Origin of the sequence: Rhizobium sp. BG4 (genome assembly GCF_016864575.1) — a bacterium.
Classification (GTDB): Bacteria; Pseudomonadota; Alphaproteobacteria; order Rhizobiales; family Rhizobiaceae; genus Rhizobium.
Genome location: NZ_CP044125.1, coordinates 3,993,813 through 4,013,012, shown reverse-complemented (window position 1 = coordinate 4,013,012; position 19,200 = coordinate 3,993,813). Strand labels below are relative to the sequence as shown.

The 19,200-nt window shown below is 62.3% G+C and carries 13 protein-coding genes and 1 pseudogene; 11 read left to right on the top strand and 3 right to left on the bottom strand.

The window, feature by feature from the left end; translation table 11 throughout:
• Nucleotides 1-136: 136 nt before the first annotated feature.
• The 8 genes from ytfQ (at nucleotide 137) to F2982_RS20075 (ending at nucleotide 9,732) form a co-directional block, all read left to right on the top strand.
• On the top strand, nucleotides 137-1,099 hold the full coding sequence (gene ytfQ / locus F2982_RS20110; RefSeq protein WP_203428907.1) for a galactofuranose ABC transporter, galactofuranose-binding protein YtfQ: 963 nt from the start codon (nucleotides 137-139) through the stop codon (nucleotides 1,097-1,099).
• A gap of 119 nt (nucleotides 1,100-1,218) precedes the next feature.
• The gene (gene ytfR / locus F2982_RS20105; protein ID WP_203428906.1) at nucleotides 1,219-2,742 is read left to right on the top strand and encodes a galactofuranose ABC transporter, ATP-binding protein YtfR; all 1,524 of its coding nucleotides are present in this window, start codon (nucleotides 1,219-1,221) and stop codon (nucleotides 2,740-2,742) included.
• Entirely contained in the window at nucleotides 2,739-3,767 is a 1,029-nt protein-coding gene (locus tag F2982_RS20100; protein ID WP_203428905.1) for an ABC transporter permease, read from the top strand. Before ytfR ends, F2982_RS20100 begins: the two co-directional genes overlap by 4 nt.
• Complete coding sequence (yjfF, locus tag F2982_RS20095; protein ID WP_199629298.1) at nucleotides 3,764-4,732, top strand: galactofuranose ABC transporter, permease protein YjfF; 969 nt, start codon at nucleotides 3,764-3,766, stop codon at nucleotides 4,730-4,732. The genes F2982_RS20100 and yjfF overlap by 4 nt, the downstream gene beginning before the upstream one ends.
• 15 nt (nucleotides 4,733-4,747) lie before the next feature.
• Nucleotides 4,748-5,500 carry a FadR/GntR family transcriptional regulator gene (locus F2982_RS20090; protein ID WP_199629297.1) on the top strand — a complete coding sequence of 251 codons (753 nt, stop codon included), beginning with the start codon at nucleotides 4,748-4,750 and terminating at the stop codon, nucleotides 5,498-5,500.
• 91 nt (nucleotides 5,501-5,591) lie between these two features.
• A complete protein-coding gene (glmU, locus tag F2982_RS20085; protein WP_203428904.1) occupies nucleotides 5,592-6,953 on the top strand; it encodes a bifunctional UDP-N-acetylglucosamine diphosphorylase/glucosamine-1-phosphate N-acetyltransferase GlmU in 1,362 nt (453 codons plus the stop codon).
• A gap of 100 nt (nucleotides 6,954-7,053) precedes the next feature.
• Nucleotides 7,054-8,880, top strand: coding sequence for a glutamine--fructose-6-phosphate transaminase (isomerizing) (gene glmS / locus F2982_RS20080; RefSeq protein WP_112711857.1), 1,827 nt, complete (start codon nucleotides 7,054-7,056; stop codon nucleotides 8,878-8,880).
• Between the two features lie 120 nt (nucleotides 8,881-9,000).
• The gene (locus tag F2982_RS20075; protein WP_130278345.1) at nucleotides 9,001-9,732 is read left to right on the top strand and encodes a DUF502 domain-containing protein; all 732 of its coding nucleotides are present in this window, start codon (nucleotides 9,001-9,003) and stop codon (nucleotides 9,730-9,732) included.
• Here F2982_RS20075 and recG read toward each other — a convergent pair.
• Nucleotides 9,688-11,791: pseudogene (gene recG / locus F2982_RS20070) on the bottom strand (ATP-dependent DNA helicase RecG). The gene F2982_RS20075 and the pseudogene recG overlap by 45 nt on opposite strands.
• A gap of 92 nt (nucleotides 11,792-11,883) precedes the next feature.
• Here recG and F2982_RS20065 point away from each other — a divergent pair.
• Both F2982_RS20065 and mfd read left to right on the top strand, forming a co-directional pair.
• The gene (locus F2982_RS20065) at nucleotides 11,884-12,201 is read left to right on the top strand and encodes a succinate dehydrogenase assembly factor 2 (RefSeq protein ID WP_203428903.1); all 318 of its coding nucleotides are present in this window, start codon (nucleotides 11,884-11,886) and stop codon (nucleotides 12,199-12,201) included.
• Nucleotides 12,198-15,704: a transcription-repair coupling factor gene (gene mfd, locus F2982_RS20060; protein ID WP_203428902.1), complete on the top strand. Its 3,507-nt coding sequence runs from the start codon at nucleotides 12,198-12,200 to the stop codon at nucleotides 15,702-15,704. The genes F2982_RS20065 and mfd overlap by 4 nt, the downstream gene beginning before the upstream one ends.
• Here mfd and F2982_RS20055 read toward each other — a convergent pair.
• Both F2982_RS20055 and F2982_RS20050 read right to left on the bottom strand, forming a co-directional pair.
• A complete protein-coding gene (locus tag F2982_RS20055; RefSeq protein WP_203428901.1) occupies nucleotides 15,701-16,372 on the bottom strand; it encodes a DsbA family oxidoreductase in 672 nt (223 codons plus the stop codon). The two genes, mfd and F2982_RS20055, sit on opposite strands and share 4 nt — an antisense overlap.
• A gap of 85 nt (nucleotides 16,373-16,457) precedes the next feature.
• Nucleotides 16,458-18,260, bottom strand: a complete 1,803-nt coding sequence (locus tag F2982_RS20050) for an extracellular solute-binding protein (protein WP_203428900.1) — start codon at nucleotides 18,258-18,260, stop codon at nucleotides 16,458-16,460.
• 269 nt (nucleotides 18,261-18,529) lie between these two features.
• Between F2982_RS20050 and F2982_RS20045 the strand changes: the two genes are divergently transcribed.
• Complete coding sequence (locus tag F2982_RS20045) at nucleotides 18,530-19,183, top strand: invasion associated locus B family protein (RefSeq protein ID WP_112711869.1); 654 nt, start codon at nucleotides 18,530-18,532, stop codon at nucleotides 19,181-19,183.
• Nucleotides 19,184-19,200 lie beyond the last annotated feature (17 nt).

Genomic DNA, 19,200 nt, shown 5'->3' with positions numbered 1-19,200 from the left:
TGCGATTGCGAAAGGCGCTCCGATAGGGGCGCCTTTTTTGCTGCACTGCATGCTAGAATTACGATTTACAAAAGTAATACTATATGATTTTTTGACTCTCGTGCCGCGAGGAGGCGGCCTTTTGGGAGAGACAATCATGAAACTGAAAACTGCACTCTTGAGTGCCACGATTCTGGCTGCCTGCATGTTCGGTTCGGCCCAGGCCGCCGGTCTCGTTGTCGGCTTTTCGCAGATCGGCTCGGAATCGGGCTGGCGCGCTGCCGAAACGACCGTGACCAAGCAGCAGGCCGAGAAGCGCGGCATCGATCTCAAGTTCTCCGATGCTCAGCAGAAGCAGGAAAACCAGATCAAGGCGATCCGCTCCTTCATCGCCCAGGGCGTCAACGCCATCCTGCTCGCACCTGTTGTCGAAACCGGCTGGGATGCCGTCCTGAAGGAAGCCAAGGAAGCCGATATCCCGGTCATCCTGCTCGACCGCACGATCAAGGCGCCGGAGGATCTCTACCTCACCGCCGTGACCTCGGATCAGGTCCATGAAGGCAAGGTTGCCGGTGACTGGCTGGTCAAGACCGTCGGCGACAAGAAGTGCAACATCGTCGAGCTTCAGGGCACGACCGGTTCCTCGCCGGCGATCGCCCGCAAGAAGGGCTTCGAGGAAGCCATCAAGGGTCATAACAACCTGAAGATCGTCCGCAGCCAGACCGGCGACTTCACCCGCGCCAAGGGCAAGGAAGTCATGGAAAGCTTCCTGAAGGCGGAGAACGGCGGCAAGGATATCTGCGCCCTCTACGCCCATAACGACGACATGGCCGTCGGCGCCATCCAGGCGATCAAGGAAGCCGGCCTGAAGCCGGGCAAGGACATCCTGACGATCTCGATCGACTCCGTTCCGGATCTCTTCAAGGCGATGGCTGACGGCGAGGCGAACGCCACGGTCGAGCTGACGCCGAACATGGCGGGTCCGGCCTTCGATGCGCTCGATGCGTATCTGAAGGACAAGAAGGCACCGCCGAAGTGGATCCAGACGGAATCCAAGCTCTACACGCAGGCCGACGATCCGATGAAGGTCTACGAGGAGAAGAAGGGTCAGGGCTACTGATTTGACGCTGGAACCGCACCGGCCCATCATGGACCGGTGCGGGACTGCCTCTGCGTGCGGACGTCATGTCCCGCATTTGCAACGGCATGACGGGGTGCATATCAGGAAACGGCCGGACCATGATTCACGATTTCGAGAACGTCCTCGTCGCATCAGGCATATCGAAATTCTTCCCCGGCGCAGTCGCGCTGGACAAGGTGGATTTCACTCTGCGCAAGGGCGAAGTGCATGCGCTGCTCGGCGAAAACGGAGCAGGCAAATCGACACTCATCAAATGCATGACGGGCGCCTATCGCCGTGACGGCGGCGGCCTGACGCTCGATGGCGGTGACATCGATCCGGGCGATACGCTCGCCGCCCAGCGGCTTGGCATCGGCACCGTCTACCAGGAGGTCAACCTCCTTCCCAATCTCAGCGTTGCCGAGAACCTGTTCCTCGGCCGCCAGCCGCGGCGCTTCGGCATGGTCGACATCCGCACCATGAACCGGCAGGCGCGCGAGCTGCTCGCCCAATACGGCCTGACGATCGACGTGACCGCACAGCTCGACCGCTTCTCGGTCGCCGTGCAGCAGGTTATCGCCATCGCCCGGGCCGTGGATCTCTCCGGCAAGGTCCTGATCCTCGACGAGCCCACCGCCAGCCTCGATACGCAGGAAGTGGCGATGCTCTTCGGTATCATCAGAAACTTGAAGGAGAGGGGGCTAGGCATTGTTTTCATTACGCACTTCCTCGAGCAGGTCTATGAGATCAGCGACCGCATAACGGTGCTGCGCAACGGCCGCCTTGTCGGCACGCGCGATACCGCCGAGCTACCGCGTCAGGGCCTGATTGCGATGATGCTCGGCCGCGAGCTCGCCCATGCGGAGGAAGCGGCCAAGGAACGCAGCACCGAGGCCGGGGCGATGAAGTACCGCTTCGAAGGCTATGGCAAGCGCGGCAAGGTGAAGCCCTTCGATCTCGAAGTTCGCGTCGGTGAGGTCGTCGGTGTCGCCGGCCTCCTGGGTTCCGGGCGCACGGAGACGGCCGAGCTGCTCTTCGGGATCGAGAATGCCGATAGCGGCAAGGCGGAGATCGACGGCAAGCCCGTTGCTCTGAACAGCCCGCGAGCGGCAATCCGCCAGGGCTTCGGCTTCTGCCCGGAGGACCGCAAGACCGACGGTATCATCGGCGATCTCTCGATCCGCGAGAATATCGCCCTGGCGCTGCAGGCCCGCCGCGGCTGGGCAAGGCCGCTCTCCCGCAGCGAACAGAACGCCCTGGCCGACCAGTACATCAAGGCGCTGGATATCCGCACCACCGACCGCGAGAAACCGATCCGGCTCTTGTCGGGCGGCAACCAGCAGAAGGCCATCCTGGCCCGCTGGCTCGCCACCAATCCAGACTTCCTGATCCTCGACGAACCGACCCGCGGCATCGATGTCGGAGCCCATGCCGAGATCATCCGGCTGATCGAGGAGCTCTGTGCCAAGGGCATGTCGCTGGTGGTGATTTCGTCGGAATTAGAAGAGCTTGTCGCCTATAGTTCACGTGTCATCGTACTTCGTGACCGCGAACATATCGCCGAGCTTTCAGGCAACAGCATTACCGCGTCGGGCATTGTCGATGCCATCGCCGCGGCCGAGAAGAAGACGGAGGATGCATGAGTTCCTCACTTAAGGCGCTCGCCATCCGCCTGGCGCCGCAATTGATTGCGCTTGTTGTCATTCTTTCATTGAATTTCATCATGTTCCCGCAATTCTTTAACGTCGTTGTTCAAAATGACCGGCTCTACGGCAGCCTCATCGACGTGCTGAACCGCGGCGCGCCCGTGGCGCTGCTGGCGATCGGCATGACGCTCGTCATCGCCACCAAGGGCATCGACCTCTCGGTCGGCGCCGTCATCGCTATCTGCGGCGCGGTCGCGGCCTCGTCGATCGTTTCGGGCAATTCGCTGGCCTATACGCTCGTCGTCACGCTGGCGGTCGGTTTGCTCTGTGGTGTCTGGAACGGCTTCCTCGTCGCCATCCTCAACATCCAGCCGATCATCGCCACGCTGGTGCTGATGGTCGCGGGCCGCGGCATCGCGCAGCTGATCACCGAAGGCGTGATCATGACCTTCAACGATCCAGGCCTGATCTTCTTCGGCAGCGGCTCCTTCGCCTATCTGCCGATGCCGGTGGTCATCTGGCTGCTCGTCGGCGCGATCGTCATACTGCTGGTGCGCCGAACAGCGCTCGGCATGCTGGTCGAGGCCGTCGGCATCAACAGACGCGCCAGCACGCTCTCGGGGGTTCGTACCCCGGTGCTGCTGATGGCCGTCTATATGCTGAGCGCGCTCTGCGCGGCGATCGCCGGCATCATCGTCGCCGCCGACATCAAGGGCGCCGATGCCAACAATGCCGGTCTGTGGCTGGAGCTCGACGCCATCCTGGCGGTGGTCGTCGGCGGCAACTCGCTGCTCGGCGGCCGCTTCAGCATCCTGGGGTCGCTGATCGGCGCGATGATCATTCAGGCGGTCAATACAGGTATCCTGCTTTCCGGCTTTCCGCCGGAGTTCAACCTGATCATCAAGGCGATCATCATCCTCGTCATTCTCATCATCCAGTCGCCGGCGCTGCAATCGGCAGCCGCCTTCTTCAGCCGCAAGCCGGTGGAGAGCGCGGGCGTGCGCGTGGAGCAGCCGAAATGAATTCCCGTTACCTGCCTCTGCTCGCCACGATCGTCATCTTCATCCTGTCCTATGCGGCCTGCGCGCTGCAATATCCGAACATGCTGTCGACCCGCGTCGCCGGTAATCTTCTGACCGACAACGCTTTCCTCGGCATTGCCGCCGTCGGCATGACTTTCGTCATCATCTCGGGCGGCATCGATCTGTCCATCGGTTCGGTGATCGCCTTCACCGGCGTCTTCCTCGCCGTCGTCCTGCGTGACACGACCGTTCATCCGCTCGTTGCCTTCGCCATGGTGCTCGTCATCACCACCGCCTTTGGCGGCCTGATGGGCGCGGTCATCCATTACCTGAAAATGCCGCCCTTCATCGTCACGCTCGCCGGCATGTTCCTGGCCCGCGGCATGTCCTACGTGCTGTCGATCGACAGCATCCCGATCGAGCACGAATACTACACGACGCTGACGGGCATCTATTACCGTCTGCCGGGCGGCGGGCGCCTGACGCTGATCGGTGCCATCATGCTGATCGTCTTTGCGGCGGGCATCTTCCTCGCCCACCGCACTCGCTTCGGTACCAACGTCTACGCGCTCGGCGGCGGGGTTCAAACGGCAGAGTTGATGGGCGTTCCGGTGGCCAAGACCACTATCCAGATCTACGCGCTTTCGGGCTTTTTGGCGGGCCTATCCGGAATCGTTTTTTCTCTCTATACGTCGGCCGGTTATTCCCTTGCAGCGGTGGGCGTCGAGCTCGACGCCATCGCAGCGGTCGTCATCGGAGGGACGCTGCTGACTGGGGGTGCAGGATTCGTAGCGGGAACCTTTATCGGTCTCCTGATACAGGGGCTCATTCAGACATACATCACCTTCGACGGAACCCTGTCGAGCTGGTGGACGAAGATCTTGATCGGGCTTCTGCTCTTCGCATTCATCTTGATGCAGAAGGCCATTCTGTTCCTTTCCAGCCTGAACAAGAGGTATGCCTGACGGAGGACGTGTTGCTTGCGCAGCAGAATGCTTGATACCCGCAAGGCGGGACGGAAAACGCGGACGAGCCACGCGCAGGTCGTGGACGAGCTTGGCAGGGCCATGGTCGCCGGAACATATCCGGTCGGCTCCATTCTGCCTGGCGACGCGGAGCTCGCCCAGCGTTTCAAGGTATCGCGCACTGTTCTTCGCGAAACGATGAAGACGCTGGCCGCCAAGGGCATGGTCGTCGCCAAGGCCCGCGTCGGTACGCGTGTGACGGAGAAGAACCTCTGGAACATGTTCGACAGCGAGATCATCGCCTGGCATTTCGACAATGGCGTCACCGAAGAGTTCCTGCTGCAGCTCTACGATATCCGTCTGGCCTTCGAGCCCTTCGCCGCAGGCCTGGTGGCGGAACGCGCCACCGGCGACGATATCGCCCACCTCCGCGAACTGGCGCTTGTCATGGCCGAGCCCGGGCACACGACCGAAAGCCTGGCGCTCGCCGACCTTCGCTTTCACCTGGCGGTCGCCGATGCCTCGCACAATCCCTTCATGCGCACGCTCGGAAGCCTGATCGAGGCCGCACTCGTCGGCATGTTCCGCATCAGCACGCCGCCATCTCAGAACGGCTTTTCCAATATCGCCGACACCCATATGCGCATCGTCGATATGATCGCCGCCGGTGATGTCGCGGCTACCCGCAAGGCGATGGAAGACGTGATCATCGATGGGCGCGATCACGTCCATGAAGCCTTTCTGACGATCAGCCGCGTCTCGGCCTAGCGGCGTAAGCCGATTTTTCATCTTTGTCGCCGCTTCGCCTTGCTGCTATGTCACAGCAAAGCGTCGAATAATGGATTCCCGGAGCCTGCACATGGAACGCACCTGCCTTGCCGTCATTCTCGCCGCCGGCGACAGCACCCGCATGAAGTCTTCGAAGTCGAAGGTTCTGCATCCGGTCGCCAACCGGCCAATGATCGCGCACGTGGTCGATGCGGTCTCGAAGGCGGGTATTTCGTCGGTTGCGCTCGTCGTCGGCCGTGATGCCGATGAGGTTGCGAAGGCGGCCGCGATCGGTAGCGTTGCTGTCGAGACGCATCTGCAGAAGGAGCGGCTTGGCACCGGCCATGCCGTGCTCGCCGCACGCGAGGCGATCGCCCGCGGCTATGACGACATCCTCGTCACCTATGGTGATGTGCCGCTGCAGACCGATGGGCCGCTGAAGGCAGCACGTCAGGGCTTGGCCGATGGCAGCGACATCGTCGTCATCGGTTTCCACACCGAAAAGCCCACCGGCTACGGCCGCCTGCTCGTCAGGGATGGCGAGTTGATCGCCATCCGCGAGGAAAAGGATGCGACGGATGCCGAGCGCGCCGTCAAGTGGTGTAACAGCGGCCTGATGGCGATCAACGGCCGCAAGGCTCTCGATCTGCTTGCCCGCATCGGCAACAGCAATGCCAAGGGCGAATATTATCTGACCGATCTCGTCGAGATCGCCCGCTCGCTCGGTGGGCGCGTTACGGCCGTTGATGCGCCGGAGGTCGAAATGACCGGCTGCAACAACCGTGCCGAGCTCGCCAATATCGAGCGCCTCTGGCAGGAGCGCCGCCGCCACGAGCTGATGATCTCAGGCGTCTCGATGGTCGCGCCAGAAACGGTTTTCCTGTCGCATGACACCGTCATCGGTCAGGATGCGCTGATCGAGCCGAATGTCGTTTTCGGCCCCGGTGTCACGATCGACAGCGGCGCCGTCATCCATGCCTTCTCGCATATCGAGGGCGCCCATGTCAGCGCCGGCGCCACCGTCGGCCCGTTCGCCCGCCTGCGCCCCGGTGCCGATCTCGGCGAGGGATCGAAGGTCGGCAATTTCTGCGAGGTAAAGAATGGCAAGATCGCCGAGGGCGCCAAGGTCAACCATCTGACCTATATCGGCGACGCCGTGGTCGGTGCGCACACCAATATCGGGGCAGGGACGATCACCTGCAATTACGACGGGGTGAACAAGCACGAGACCAGAATCGGTGCCAACGCCTTCATTGGGTCGAACAGCTCGCTGGTCGCACCTGTCCAGATTGGGGATGGCGCTTACATTGCGTCCGGCAGCGTCATCACCGATGATGTCCCCGGTGATGCTCTCGCATTCGGCCGCGCGCGACAGGAAATAAAGCCTGACCGTGCCAAGCTGCTGCGCGAGCGCGCCCTGGCAATCAAGGCTCAGAAGAAGGCCAAGGGCTGAGTTACGGCCCGAAATCCAAAGTGACCGCCTGACCGATTGAGAAATAAGAATAAATTGCTAGGAGTGGCGTCACTATTTCGAAGCGGTTGGGGATTATTTCATGTGTGGTATCGTTGGGATCGTCGGTAGCAAGCCGGTTGCCGGGCGTTTGGTCGATGCGCTGAAGCGCCTGGAGTACCGGGGTTACGATTCCGCCGGTGTCGCGACAGTCCATGACGGCGTCATGGATCGCCGCCGCGCCGAGGGGAAGCTCTTCAATCTCGAAAAGCGCCTTGATTCGGAGCCGCTGCCGGGCACGACCGGTATCGCCCACACCCGCTGGGCAACGCATGGCGTTCCGAACGAAACCAACGCCCACCCGCATTTCGTCGAAGGCGTCGCCGTCGTCCATAACGGCATCATCGAAAACTTCTCGGAAATCCGCGATCACCTGACCGCCGAAGGCTCGGTCTTCGAAAGCCAGACGGATACCGAAGTCATCGCCCACCTGATGGCGAAGTATCTGCGCGAGGGTCTGCAGCCGCAGGCGGCGATGCTGAAGATGCTGAACCGCGTCACCGGCGCCTATGCGCTGGCGGTGATGCTGAAGGATCATCCGGGCACGATCATGGCCGCGCGTTCCGGCCCGCCGCTCGCCATTGGCTACGGCAAGCACGAGATGTTCCTCGGCTCGGATGCCATAGCGCTTTCGCCCTTCACCAACGAAATCACCTATCTCGTCGACGGTGACTGCGCGATCATCACCCGCGAAGGCGCGACGATCGTCGATTTCAACGGCAATGTCGTGAAGCGCCAGAAGCAGATTTCCCAGGCGACGGCCTATGTCGTCGACAAGGGCAATCACCGCCACTTCATGGAAAAGGAAATCTATGAGCAGCCGGAAGTCATCTCCCACGCGCTCAGCCACTATGTGAATTTCGCCGAGAATACGATCGGCGCCAATGCCGCCGGGATCGATTTCAAGTCGGTCAGCAGCCTGGCGATCTCGGCCTGCGGCACGGCCTATCTTGCCGGTCTCGTCGGCAAGTACTGGTTCGAGCGCTATGCGCGCCTGCCCGTCGAGATCGACGTTGCCTCGGAATTCCGCTACCGCGAAATGCCGCTGCAGCCGACGCAGGCGGCACTGTTCATCTCTCAATCAGGCGAAACCGCCGATACGCTCGCCTCGCTGCGATACTGCAAGGACAACGGCCTGAAGATCGGCGCCGTCGTCAATGTTCGCGAGTCGACCATCGCCCGCGAATCCGATGCCGTTTTCCCGATCATGGCCGGTCCCGAGATCGGCGTTGCCTCCACCAAGGCCTTCACCTGCCAGCTCGCCGTGCTCGCCTCGCTGGCGCTCGGCGCCGCCAAGGCCCGCGGCGTACTCAGCGCCAAGGACGAGAAGGTTCTGGTCAAGCATCTCTCGGAAATGCCGCGCATCATGAGCCGCGTGCTGAACCTCATCCAGCCGCAGATGGAAAGCCTGTCGCGCGAGCTGTCCAAGTGCCGCGATGTTCTCTATCTCGGCCGTGGCACCAGCTTCCCGCTGGCCATGGAAGGCGCGCTGAAGCTCAAGGAAATCTCCTATATCCACGCCGAAGGCTATGCCGCCGGTGAGCTCAAGCACGGCCCGATCGCGCTGATCGACGAGAACATGCCCGTCATCGTCATCGCGCCCTACGACCGCTTCTTCGAAAAGACCGTTTCCAACATGCAGGAAGTCGCGGCCCGCGGCGGCCGTATCATCTTCATCACCGATGAAGCGGGTGCCGGCGCCTCCAAGCTGCCGACCATGGCGACGATCACGCTGCCGAATGTCGATGAAATCATCGCGCCGATGATCTTCTCGCTGCCGATCCAGTTGCTCGCCTATCACACGGCCGTCTTCATGGGCACGGATGTCGACCAGCCGCGCAATCTCGCCAAGTCGGTCACGGTGGAGTGAAGCCTGAAATCCCCGGACGAGGCTTGTCCGGGGAACCGAATTCTGGCAGCTTCGTTACGAAGGTACGGGGGAGCGCCTGATCACGAAAGCTGATAGACTCAAGGGAGTTCATCGCGAGCGATGACCAACAAGCTTCCCCGCCTGCCGATTGCCACGCGCATCAGAAACAACTTCCTTGCGGGCCTCATCATCTGCGCCCCGATCGCCATTACGCTCTGGCTGACATGGTCCGTCGTGCGCTGGGCCGATAGCTGGGTGAAGCCCTATATCCCTGCGCGCTACGATCCCGACAGTTACCTGAATTTCGCCGTGCCCGGCTCCGGCCTGCTGATCGCGATGATCTTCATCACCATCATCGGCTTCCTCGGCAAGAACCTGATCGGCCAGACGATCGTGCAGTTCAGCGAGTCGCTGGTGCGCCGCGTGCCCCTGGTGCGCAGCATCTACAAGAGCCTGAAGCAGATATTCGAGACGGTGCTCAAGGAGCGCAGCGATTCCTTCAAGAAGGTCGGTCTGATCGAATATCCGAGCGCCGGCCTCTGGTCGTTGGTCTTCATCGCCACCGACGCCAAGGGCGAGATCGCCTCGAAGTTCAATGCGATGGGCAAGGACATGGTCAGCGTCTTCCTGCCGCCGACCCCGGTGCCGACGGCGGGCTTTCTGATCTTCGTGCCGCGCGAAAAGATCGTCGTGCTCGACATGACGGCTGAGGACGGCGCCAAGCTTCTGGTTTCCGGCGGTCTCGTCACTCCGGAATATCTGCCGGTCGTGCCGGGCGCCGAGCCTGCGGCGCTGAAGCCGAAGGCCTCAGCCCGCATGAAGAAAGCGGATCGCCTCATCGCGCCGGAATAGATAGAGCAGGGTGCGCACGGCCTCTCCGCGCTCGCTCGTCAGATCGGGATCGCGCTCGATCAGATAGGCGGCATCCTTGCGGGCGATCTCCAGGAGATCGGCATGGTCTTCAAGGCTGGCGATCCTGAACCCGGGCGTGCCTGACTGGCGGGTGCCCAGAAGCTCGCCTTCGCCGCGCAGCTTCAGGTCCTCTTCCGCAATACGGAAACCGTCTTCGGTTTCACGCATGATCGAAAGCCGCGCATGGCCGGTCTCACCGAGCGGTCCCTTGTAGAGCAGGATGCAGGTCGAGGCCTCGTCGCCACGGCCGACGCGGCCGCGGAGCTGATGGAGCTGCGCCAGGCCGAAACGCTCCGCATGCTCGATCACCATGATCGTCGCGTCCGGTACGTCGACACCGACTTCGACCACGGTCGTCGCGACCAGCAGCCGGATCTCGCCGCTCTTGAAGGCGAGCATGACGGCATCCTTCTCCGGTCCGCTCATGCGGCCGTGGATCAGGCCGATGCCGGGCCCAAGGGCCGAAACCAGCGTCGAATGCCGCTCTTCGGCCGACATCAGGTCAAGCTCTTCGGACTCCTCGACCAGCGGGCAGATCCAGTAAGCCTTCTTGCCCTCGCCAAGCGCACCCTTCAGCCGCTGCACGATCTCGCCGGTGCGCTCGTTTGGAATGGTGATCGTCTGGATCGGTTTGCGGCCAGCAGGCTTCTCGGTGAGCTTGGAGACGTCCATGTCGCCGAAGGCGGCGAGGACGAGCGTGCGGGAATGGGGGTCGCTGTCATCACAAGCATATGCGGCGACAGACCCTTCGCCGTCAGCCGCAGGCGCTGGTGAACGCCGAAACGATGCTGCTCGTCGACGACTGCGAGCATCAGGCTCTTGTAGTTGACGCTATCCTGGAACAGCGCATGCGTGCCGATGACGATCTGTGCCTGGCCGGAGGCGATGCGCTCGAGGATCTCCTCGCGCTCCCGTCCCTTGGTCCGCCCCGTCAGTACCTCGATCCCGAGGCCGGCGGGGGCCGCGAATTTGGAGATCGTCGCATAATGTTGCCGCGCCAGGATTTCCGTTGGCGCCATCAGCACCGCCTGACCACCGCTTTCGATGACGGCCGCCATGGTCATCAGCGCCACCAGCGTCTTGCCGGAGCCGACATCGCCCTGCAGCAACCGCAGCATCCGGTCTTCGCCGGCCATGTCCACGAGCGCCTCGGCAATTGCCGTCGTCTGGCTTCCCGTTGGCGAAAAGGGAAGGTTTTGCAATATTTTGCCGCTGATTTCTCCAGTGGCGTGTACGGGTTGGCCCGCCACCTTGCGCAGGCGCTGGCGCACCAGGCTGAGAGACAGCTGGCCGGCAAGAAACTCGTCATAGGCAAGCCGCCGGCGCGCCGGTGCCTGTGGATCGATATCGGCTGCATCCTGTGGCTCGTGCAGCATATGGAAGCTGTCGCGAATGGCCGGGAGGCCCTGCTTCTGCGTCAGCGTCAGATCGATCCATTCCGGAAGCTCGGGCATGCGCGGCACGGCGGCCTCGACGATCTTGCGCAAGGTCTTCGGCGACAGCCCTGCCGTCAACGGATAGACCGGCTCCACCAGCGGCAGGTTCTCGGCCTCGCTGGCCTTCACGATGTAATCGGGATGCACCATTGTCGCACGGCCGTTAAACCAGTCGACCTTGCCGCTGACGGTGACGTCCTCGTCGAGCGGCAGCTGCTTTTCCAGCCAGGCCGCCTGGCCGCGGAAGAAGACGAGGCTGAGCTCACCGGTCTCGTCATGCAGGAAGACGCGGTAGGGAATGTTGCTCTTGCCGCGCGGCGGCGCCTGATGCCGGTCGACCCGCGCCGTGATCGTCACGATGGCGCCCTGTGGCGCACGCGCGATACCCGGCTGGTTGCGCCGGTCGATCAGCGAATGCGGCGCGTGGAACAGCAGATCGACGATCCGCGTATCCTCCGGCGTTTCCCGGCCGAGCAGCTTGACCAGCAGTTCCGCAATCTTGGACCGACGCCGGCGAGGGCCGAAACGGGAGAAAACAGCGGATCGAGAATGGTAGGGCGCATCGCCGCAAAATGCGATGAACAATAGGGCCTTGGCAAGGCTGACAAGCCGCTTTCCAGGGTCTATAGAGGCGCATCAACAGGAAGGTACTGCCATGACAGGTGTGACACTCTCGAGCGCTGGACTGGATCCGCGTCGCCGCCGGATCTTGTTCCGTTGCTGGCATCGGGGGCTGCGCGAGATGGATCTGGTCTTCGGCCAGTTCGCCGAGGCTGAGATTGCAACGCTGTCGGAAGCCGAGCTCGACGAACTCGAAACGATCATGGCCGAGGAAGACAACGATCTGGTGCGCTGGGTGATGGGAACATGGCCGGTGCCCGAGCGTTTCCAGACGCCGATGTTTACGCGCCTGGCCGCCTTCAAGCCGGATTTCGAATACCCCGCCGATACCGCTTCCAGGAAACCGGAATGATTTCAGGATTTGATGCAAAGAAGCTCGCAGCCGCTTCCGAGCCGCTGACGATCGGCAACGTGCCCGCGGGCATGGAGCCGCTGCTGCTTGCCGAGCTGGCGCGCGCCGGAAAGCCGGTCGCTTATGTTCTCTCGGACGGTCATCGCATGGCCGATCTGGAGCAGATGCTTGCTTTCGTCGCTCCCGAAATCCCGGTCCTGACGCTGCCCGCCTGGGACTGTCTGCCCTATGACCGCGTCTCGCCGAGCGCGGATACCTCGGCACGCCGTCTTGCGGCGCTGAGTGGCCTCATCGCCCACCAGAAAAAGCCGCATGCGGCGATCGTTCTTGTGACCGTCAATGCGATGCTGCAGAAGGTGGCGCCGCAGGAGGTCATCGAAAGCCTGGCCTTCTCCGCCCGTCCTGGAAATCAGGTGCGCATGGACGACATTGCCGGCCGCCTGGAGCGCAACGGCTTCGACCGCGTCGCGACGGTGCGCGAAGTCGGCGAATATGCCGTGCGCGGCGGCATTCTCGATGTCTTCGTGCCAGGCTCGGAAGAGCCGGTTCGACTCGATTTCTTCGGCGACACGCTGGAAAGCATCCGCAGCTTCGATCCGGCCAGCCAGCGCACGACGGGGCAGGTCCGTTCGCTCGATCTGAACCCGATGAGCGAAGTGACGCTGACGCCGGATACGATCAGCCGCTTCCGCAAGAACTATCTCTCGGCCTTCGGCGCGGCGACCCGCGACGATGCGCTCTATCTCGCCGTTTCCGAGGGACGTCGCTATGCCGGCATGGAACACTGGCTGCCGCTCTTCTACGAGCGGCTGGAAACGGTCTTCGACTATCTCAAGGGCTTCCAGCTGGTCACCGATCACACGGTCCGCGAAGCCGCCGAGGAGCGCTCCAAGCTGGTGCTTGATTATTACGACGCGCGCCTGGGCACCGGCCAGCCCGCCAAGGGCCAGATGGCGCAGGGCACGCCCTACAAGCCGGTCACGCCGGGCCAGCTCTATCTCGACAGCAAGACCTTCGCCAGCACGCTGGATGCCTTCAACGCCATCCGCATGACGCCGTTCAACGAGCATGAAGGCGAGGCGAGGCGGGTCGTCAACATCGACGCGCGCAAGGGCGTGCGCTGGGCGCGCTCGAACGCCGAAGGCGGCGGTGACGCCGAGCGCGTCAACGTCTTCGATGCCGTCGTCAAGTATATCGCGGACAAGCGGGCGTCCGGCGCCAAATTGCTGATCACCGCCTGGACGGAAGGCTCGCTGGAGCGGCTTCTGCAGGTGCTGAATGAGCACGGCCTCGAACGCGTCAAGCCGATCGAGGCGCTGAAGGATGTCAACGCGCTGGCGAAGGGCGAGGCGGCATCTGCCGTCTTCAGCCTCGAATCCGGCTTCGAAAGTGGTGACCTGATCGTCATCGGCGAGCAGGACATTCTCGGCGACCGCATGGTGCGTCGCTCGAAGCGGCGGAAGCGCGCCGCTGACTTCATCTCGGAAGTGGCAGGCCTCGACGAGGGTTCGATCGTCGTCCACGCCGAACACGGTATCGGCCGCTTCATCGGCCTGCGGACCATTGAGGCTGCGGGTGCCCCGCACGCCTGCCTCGAGCTGCAATATGCCGATGAGGCCAAGCTCTTCCTGCCGGTCGAAAACATCGATCTGCTCTCGCGCTATGGCGGCGAGGGCACCGAGGCGATGCTCGACAAGCTCGGTGGCGGCGCATGGCAGATGCGCAAGGCCAAGCTCAAGAAGCGCCTGCTCGACATGGCCGATGCGCTGATCCGCATCGCCGCCGAGCGCCTGACGCGCCACGCTCCGGTGCTGACGACGCCCGAAGGCCTCTACGACGAATTCGCCGCGCGTTTCCCCTATGATGAAACCGAGGATCAGGATACGGCCATCGAGGCAGTCCGCGGCGATCTGGCCGCCGGCCGTCCGATGGATCGCCTCGTCTGTGGCGACGTCGGCTTCGGCAAGACCGAGGTGGCGCTCCGCGCAGCCTTCGTCGCCGCCATGAACGGTGTCCAGGTTGCCGTGGTCGTTCCGACGACCCTCTTGTCGCGCCAGCATTTCAAGACTTTTTCCGAGCGTTTCCGCGGTCTGCCGGTCCGCGTCCAGCAGGCCTCGCGTCTCGTTGGCTCCAAGGATCTGGCGCTGACCAAGAAGGAAGTCGCCGACGGCAAGACCGACATCGTCGTCGGCACGCATGCGCTGCTCGGCGCCGGCATCAATTTCGCCAATCTCGGCCTGCTGATCATCGACGAAGAGCAGCATTTCGGCGTCAAGCACAAGGAGCGCTTGAAGGAGCTGAAGAGCGACGTCCACGTTCTGACACTCTCCGCAACGCCGATCCCGCGCACGCTGCAGCTGGCGATGACCGGTGTGCGCGAGCTGTCGCTGATCACCACGCCGCCTGTCGACCGCATGGCGGTGCGCACCTTCATCTCGCCCTTCGATAGCCTCGTCATCCGCGAGACGCTGATGCGCGAGCATTATCGCGGCGGCCAGAGCTTCTATGTCTGCCCGCGTCTCGCCGATCTCGAAGACGTTCACGCCTTCCTGCAGTCGGATGTGCCGGAGCTGAAGGTCGCGGTCGCCCATGGCCAGATGCCGGCAGGCGAGCTCGAAGACATCATGAATGCCTTCTATGAAGGCCGCTACGACGTGCTGCTGTCGACCACCATCGTCGAATCCGGTCTCGACGTGCCGACCGCCAATACGCTGATCGTCCACCGCGCCGACATGTTCGGCCTTGCCCAGCTCTACCAGCTGCGCGGCCGCGTCGGCCGTTCGAAGGTGCGCGCCTTCGCGCTCTTCACGCTGCCGGTCAACAAGGTACTGACGGCAACCGCCGAGCGCCGCCTGAAGGTGCTTCAGTCGCTGGATACGCTGGGCGCCGGCTTCCAGCTCGCTAGCCACGACCTCGACATCCGAGGCGCCGGAAATCTTCTCGGCGAGGAACAGTCGGGCCATATCAAGGAAGTCGGCTTCGAGCTCTATCAGCAGATGCTCGAGGAAGCCGTCGCCGAAGTGAAGGGCGTCGACGAGATCGCCGATACCGGCTGGTCGCCGCAGATCTCCGTCGGCACGCCGGTGATGATCCCCGACAATTACGTCCCGGACCTGCACCTGCGCATGGCGCTCTACCGCCGCCTTGGCGAAATCACCGAGCTCAAGGAGATCGACGGCTTCGGCGCCGAGATGATCGACCGCTTCGGCCCGATGCCGATCGAGGTCCAGCATCTGCTGAAGATTGTTTACGTGAAATCGCTCTGCCGCATCGCCAATGTCGAGAAGCTGGACGCCGGCCCGAAGGGCATCGTTGTGCAGTTCAGGAACAAGGAGTTCCCGAACCCGGCAAATCTCGTCGGCTATATCGGCAAGCAGGGCTCGATGGCGAAGATCCGCCCCGATCACAGCCTGTTCCTGACCCGCGATCTCCCCACGCCGGAAAAACGGCTGCAGGGCGCAGCCGTTATCATGACGCAATTGGCGGAGCTGGCGAAGGGCTAGTTCATCCCGGCGCGGGCTTCGGCCTTCGCCTTTGCGATATCGCGCAGCGCACCGGCAAGGATGTCGGGAGTCTGTGCGCCGCTGACGGCATATTGCTGGTCGAAGATGAAGAACGGCACGCCGTTGACGCCCATCTTCTGCGCCGATTCGATTTCCTCGACGACGAGAACCTTGTCGGCATCCGAGGCCAGCAGCGAAGCGGTTACGGCGCGGTCGAGGCCGGCCTTATCGGCGACATCGAGCAGGACGGCGTGATCGCCGACATTGCGGCCTTCTTCGAAATTCGCCTTGAACAGGCCGTTGACGACCTTGTCGGCCTTCTCACGGTCCTCGATCATCGCCCAGTGGATCAGCCGGTGGGCATCGAGCGTATTCGGGCCGATCTTGATCGCCTCGAAATTGAAGTTGATGCCGACTTCCTTGCCAAAATCGGTGAGCATCTTGTGGGCCTGCGCCACGCGCTCGGCGCCGCCGAGCTTTTCTTCCAGGCTCTTCTTCTGGTCGACGCCTTCAGGCGGATAGTCGGGGTTCAGCCGGTAGGGGCGCCAGTTGATGTCGACGCCGACCTCGTCCTGCACTTCGGCAATGGCGAGCTCCAGCCGCGCCTTGCCGAGATAGCACCACGGGCAGACGACATCCGAGACGACGTCGATGGTAATGCGTTCCATGGTGTTTTCCTTTTCTGGCTTCCGTGCTTCACGCCATCTATGCGCTCGCGCCGCCGACTTCAACCAGGCAGGAAAAAGGAACCGCCTACTGGGCGCTTTGGTCCCACCAGGCCGGCAGCTGGTATCCGTAGAGCGGCACCTTGTCCGGATGGCCGATCCGCTTGCTTCGGGCGATCCATTGCTGGTCGATGTGATAGAGCGGCAGCACATAGTGGCCTGACAACAGCAGCCGGTCGTGAGAGCGCACGGCCGCGGTAAAGTCCTCGTCGGAGCGGGCCGTCAGCAAATGTTTGATCGCCGTATCGACATCGGGATCGGCGACGCCTGCGAAATTCGAGCTGCCTTCGCGGTCGCGGCTCGCCGAGGCCCAATAGGAAAGCTGTTCGTTTCCGGGCGAGAGCGACGAAACATAGGATTTGACGATCACGTCATAGTCGAAGCTGTTGGTCCGGCTCTGATACTGCGAATCATCGACCGTGCGGATCGAAGTGGTAATGCCGAGCGTCTGCAGCGAGCGCTGGTAGGCGATTGCCAGTTTTTCCTGATCGGCATTCTGCGTCATGATCTCGAAGGCCAGCGCCTTGCCCTTGGCATCGGTCATCTTGCCGTTCTTGATCGAGTAACCGGCTTCCTTGAGAACATCGACGGCCTGCTTCAGCACCTTGCGGTCGCGGCCTGAGCCGTCGGTAACCGGCAGCTTGTAGGTGCCGTCGAGGATTTCAGGATCGATCTTGTCCTTCAGCGGTCCAAGCATCGCAAGCTCATGCGCGTCGGCCGGGACGCCGAAGCTCGAAAGCTCGGAATTCTGCCAGAAGCTTTCCGTGCGCTTGTACGCACCCGAGAACAGGTTCTTGTTCGCCCATTCGAAATCGAAGACCAGCGACAGCCCCTCGCGCAGCTTGACGTTCTGGAACATCGGCCGGCGGGTATTGAAGACGAAGCCGAACATACCGCTCGGCAGCTGCGGCTGGAACGTGTCCTTGATGACGGCGCCGGAACTGACCGCCGGGAAATTATAGGCGGTCGCCCAATGACCGGGGCTTCCATCCGGATAGACATCGACATCGCCCTTCTTGAAGGCTTCGAACAGCGTCGTGTCCTGCAGGAAATACTGAACGGTGATCCGGTCGTAGTTGTCCATCCCGACCTTGGAGGGGATATCCTTGCCCCAGTAATTCGGGTCGCGCTCGAAGGTGATGCTCTCGCCGGGCTTCACCGTGGCGATCTTGTACGGCCCGGAACCGACCAGCGCCGTCAGCGAGGTGCGGTCGAAGGTCTCGGGGTCGATGAGATGCTTCGGAAGCACTGGCATCAGCCCGAAGACCATCGGCGTTTCGCGGTCGGCCTTGTCGTTGAAGGTGAAGCGCACGCCGCGCTCGCCGACTTTCTCCATCTTCGAGACCAGGTTGAGCCGTGTCGAGAAGGGCACCCGGCCCTTGTCGCGCAAGAGCTCGAAGGTGAACATCACGTCTTCGGCCGTCACCGGCTGGCCGTCCGCCCATTTCGCCTTCGGATTGAGGTTGAACTGGATGAAGGTCCGGTTGTCGTCCCACTCGACGCTTTCGGCGAGCAAACCATAGAGCGTGAAGGGCTCGTCGCGCGAGCGCTGCAGCAGCGATTCGTAGACGAGATTGCCGTAGTCGGGGTCCCACATGCCGCGCGCCGTCGTGCGCATGCTCTTCAGGATGAACGGATTGAGATTGTCGAAGGTTCCGACCACGCCATAGGTGATATGGCCGCCCTTCTTCACATCCGGATTGACGTAAGGGAAGCTCTTGTAATCAGCAGGCAGCGCCGGCTGGCCATGCATTGCAATGCCGTGAAGCGGCTCGGCGGCAGCGGCGGTGCAGATGAGGGCGAAGACGGCGGGCAGGGCGATCCGGAGCATCTCTGAATTTCCTTTCCGGCAGGGCTCGATTCGCGCGAAGACTATCACGGAGCGCGAAAAATCGAACATTCACGCCCTCAAATCTTTACGAGCATCCAGAAATTGCCAAAGAAATACTGGATATCTGGAGCGCCTCAATGTAACAGGTGTTCCCGAAGTTCGGGGTCATGCATTTGCCTCATTGTTTTATGAGGTGGAGTGCCGAATGACCCGGTTGGAGAGGGCTGCAGGTCGCGGTCCCGAATGGGTATCAGGAGACGGAATCCGTTATGATCTTCAAGTCTGAAAAGAAAATGCGGGCAGCCCTGTCCGTTCTCGCAGTTGCCTTCGGCGCCGCCTCGGCACCGGTGTCCTCCTTCGCTCAGGACGCCGCCAATGCCCCGCAGCAGGCTGCCGGCGCACCGCGGCTCGGCTGGTACAAGACCTGCAGCAAGCAGGAAGACAACGACATCTGCGTCGTTCAGAACCTGATCCTCGCCAATGGCGGCCAGCTGGTCACGGCTGTCGGCCTCATCAGCGTTTCCGGCAAGGTCAACCGCAAGATCCTCCAGGTCTCGGTCCCGACCGCCCGCCTGATCCCGCCCGGCATCATGATGCAGATCGACAACAACAAGGGCCAGAAGCTCGACTACGCAGTCTGCCTGCCCGACAAGTGCACGGCTGAACTGCCGCTGACCGACGCGATGATCGCCAGCCTCAAGAAGGGCAGCGACGTGATCTTCACCTCGATCAACTTCCGCCGCGCTCCGAACCCGATCAAGATCTCGCTCGAAGGCTTCACCGGCGCTTATGACGGCGAAGCAGTTTCCGAATCGAAGCTTGCCGAAAGCCAGAAGAGCCTGCAGGACAGCATGCAGAAGAAGGCTGAGGAAGCCCGCAAGAAGCTGGAAGACGCGCAGAACGCTGCAAAGACCGCTCAGTAAGCGTCTGACCATATCGC

Bases quoted from the DNA above. Each gene is read 5' to 3' on its own strand.
- ytfQ (WP_203428907.1), top strand. From the start codon at position 137: ATGAAACTGAAAACTGCACTCTTGAGTGCCACGATTCTGGCTGCCTGC.
- ytfR (WP_203428906.1), top strand. From the start codon at position 1,219: ATGATTCACGATTTCGAGAACGTCCTCGTCGCATCAGGCATATCGAAA.
- F2982_RS20100 (WP_203428905.1), top strand. From the start codon at position 2,739: ATGAGTTCCTCACTTAAGGCGCTCGCCATCCGCCTGGCGCCGCAATTG.
- yjfF (WP_199629298.1), top strand. From the start codon at position 3,764: ATGAATTCCCGTTACCTGCCTCTGCTCGCCACGATCGTCATCTTCATC.
- glmU (WP_203428904.1), top strand. From the start codon at position 5,592: ATGGAACGCACCTGCCTTGCCGTCATTCTCGCCGCCGGCGACAGCACC.
- glmS (WP_112711857.1), top strand. From the start codon at position 7,054: ATGTGTGGTATCGTTGGGATCGTCGGTAGCAAGCCGGTTGCCGGGCGT.
- F2982_RS20075 (WP_130278345.1), top strand. From the start codon at position 9,001: ATGACCAACAAGCTTCCCCGCCTGCCGATTGCCACGCGCATCAGAAAC.
- F2982_RS20065 (WP_203428903.1), top strand. From the start codon at position 11,884: ATGACAGGTGTGACACTCTCGAGCGCTGGACTGGATCCGCGTCGCCGC.
- mfd (WP_203428902.1), top strand. From the start codon at position 12,198: ATGATTTCAGGATTTGATGCAAAGAAGCTCGCAGCCGCTTCCGAGCCG.
- F2982_RS20055 (WP_203428901.1), bottom strand. From the start codon at position 16,372: ATGGAACGCATTACCATCGACGTCGTCTCGGATGTCGTCTGCCCGTGG.
- F2982_RS20050 (WP_203428900.1), bottom strand. From the start codon at position 18,260: ATGCTCCGGATCGCCCTGCCCGCCGTCTTCGCCCTCATCTGCACCGCC.
- F2982_RS20045 (WP_112711869.1), top strand. From the start codon at position 18,530: ATGATCTTCAAGTCTGAAAAGAAAATGCGGGCAGCCCTGTCCGTTCTC.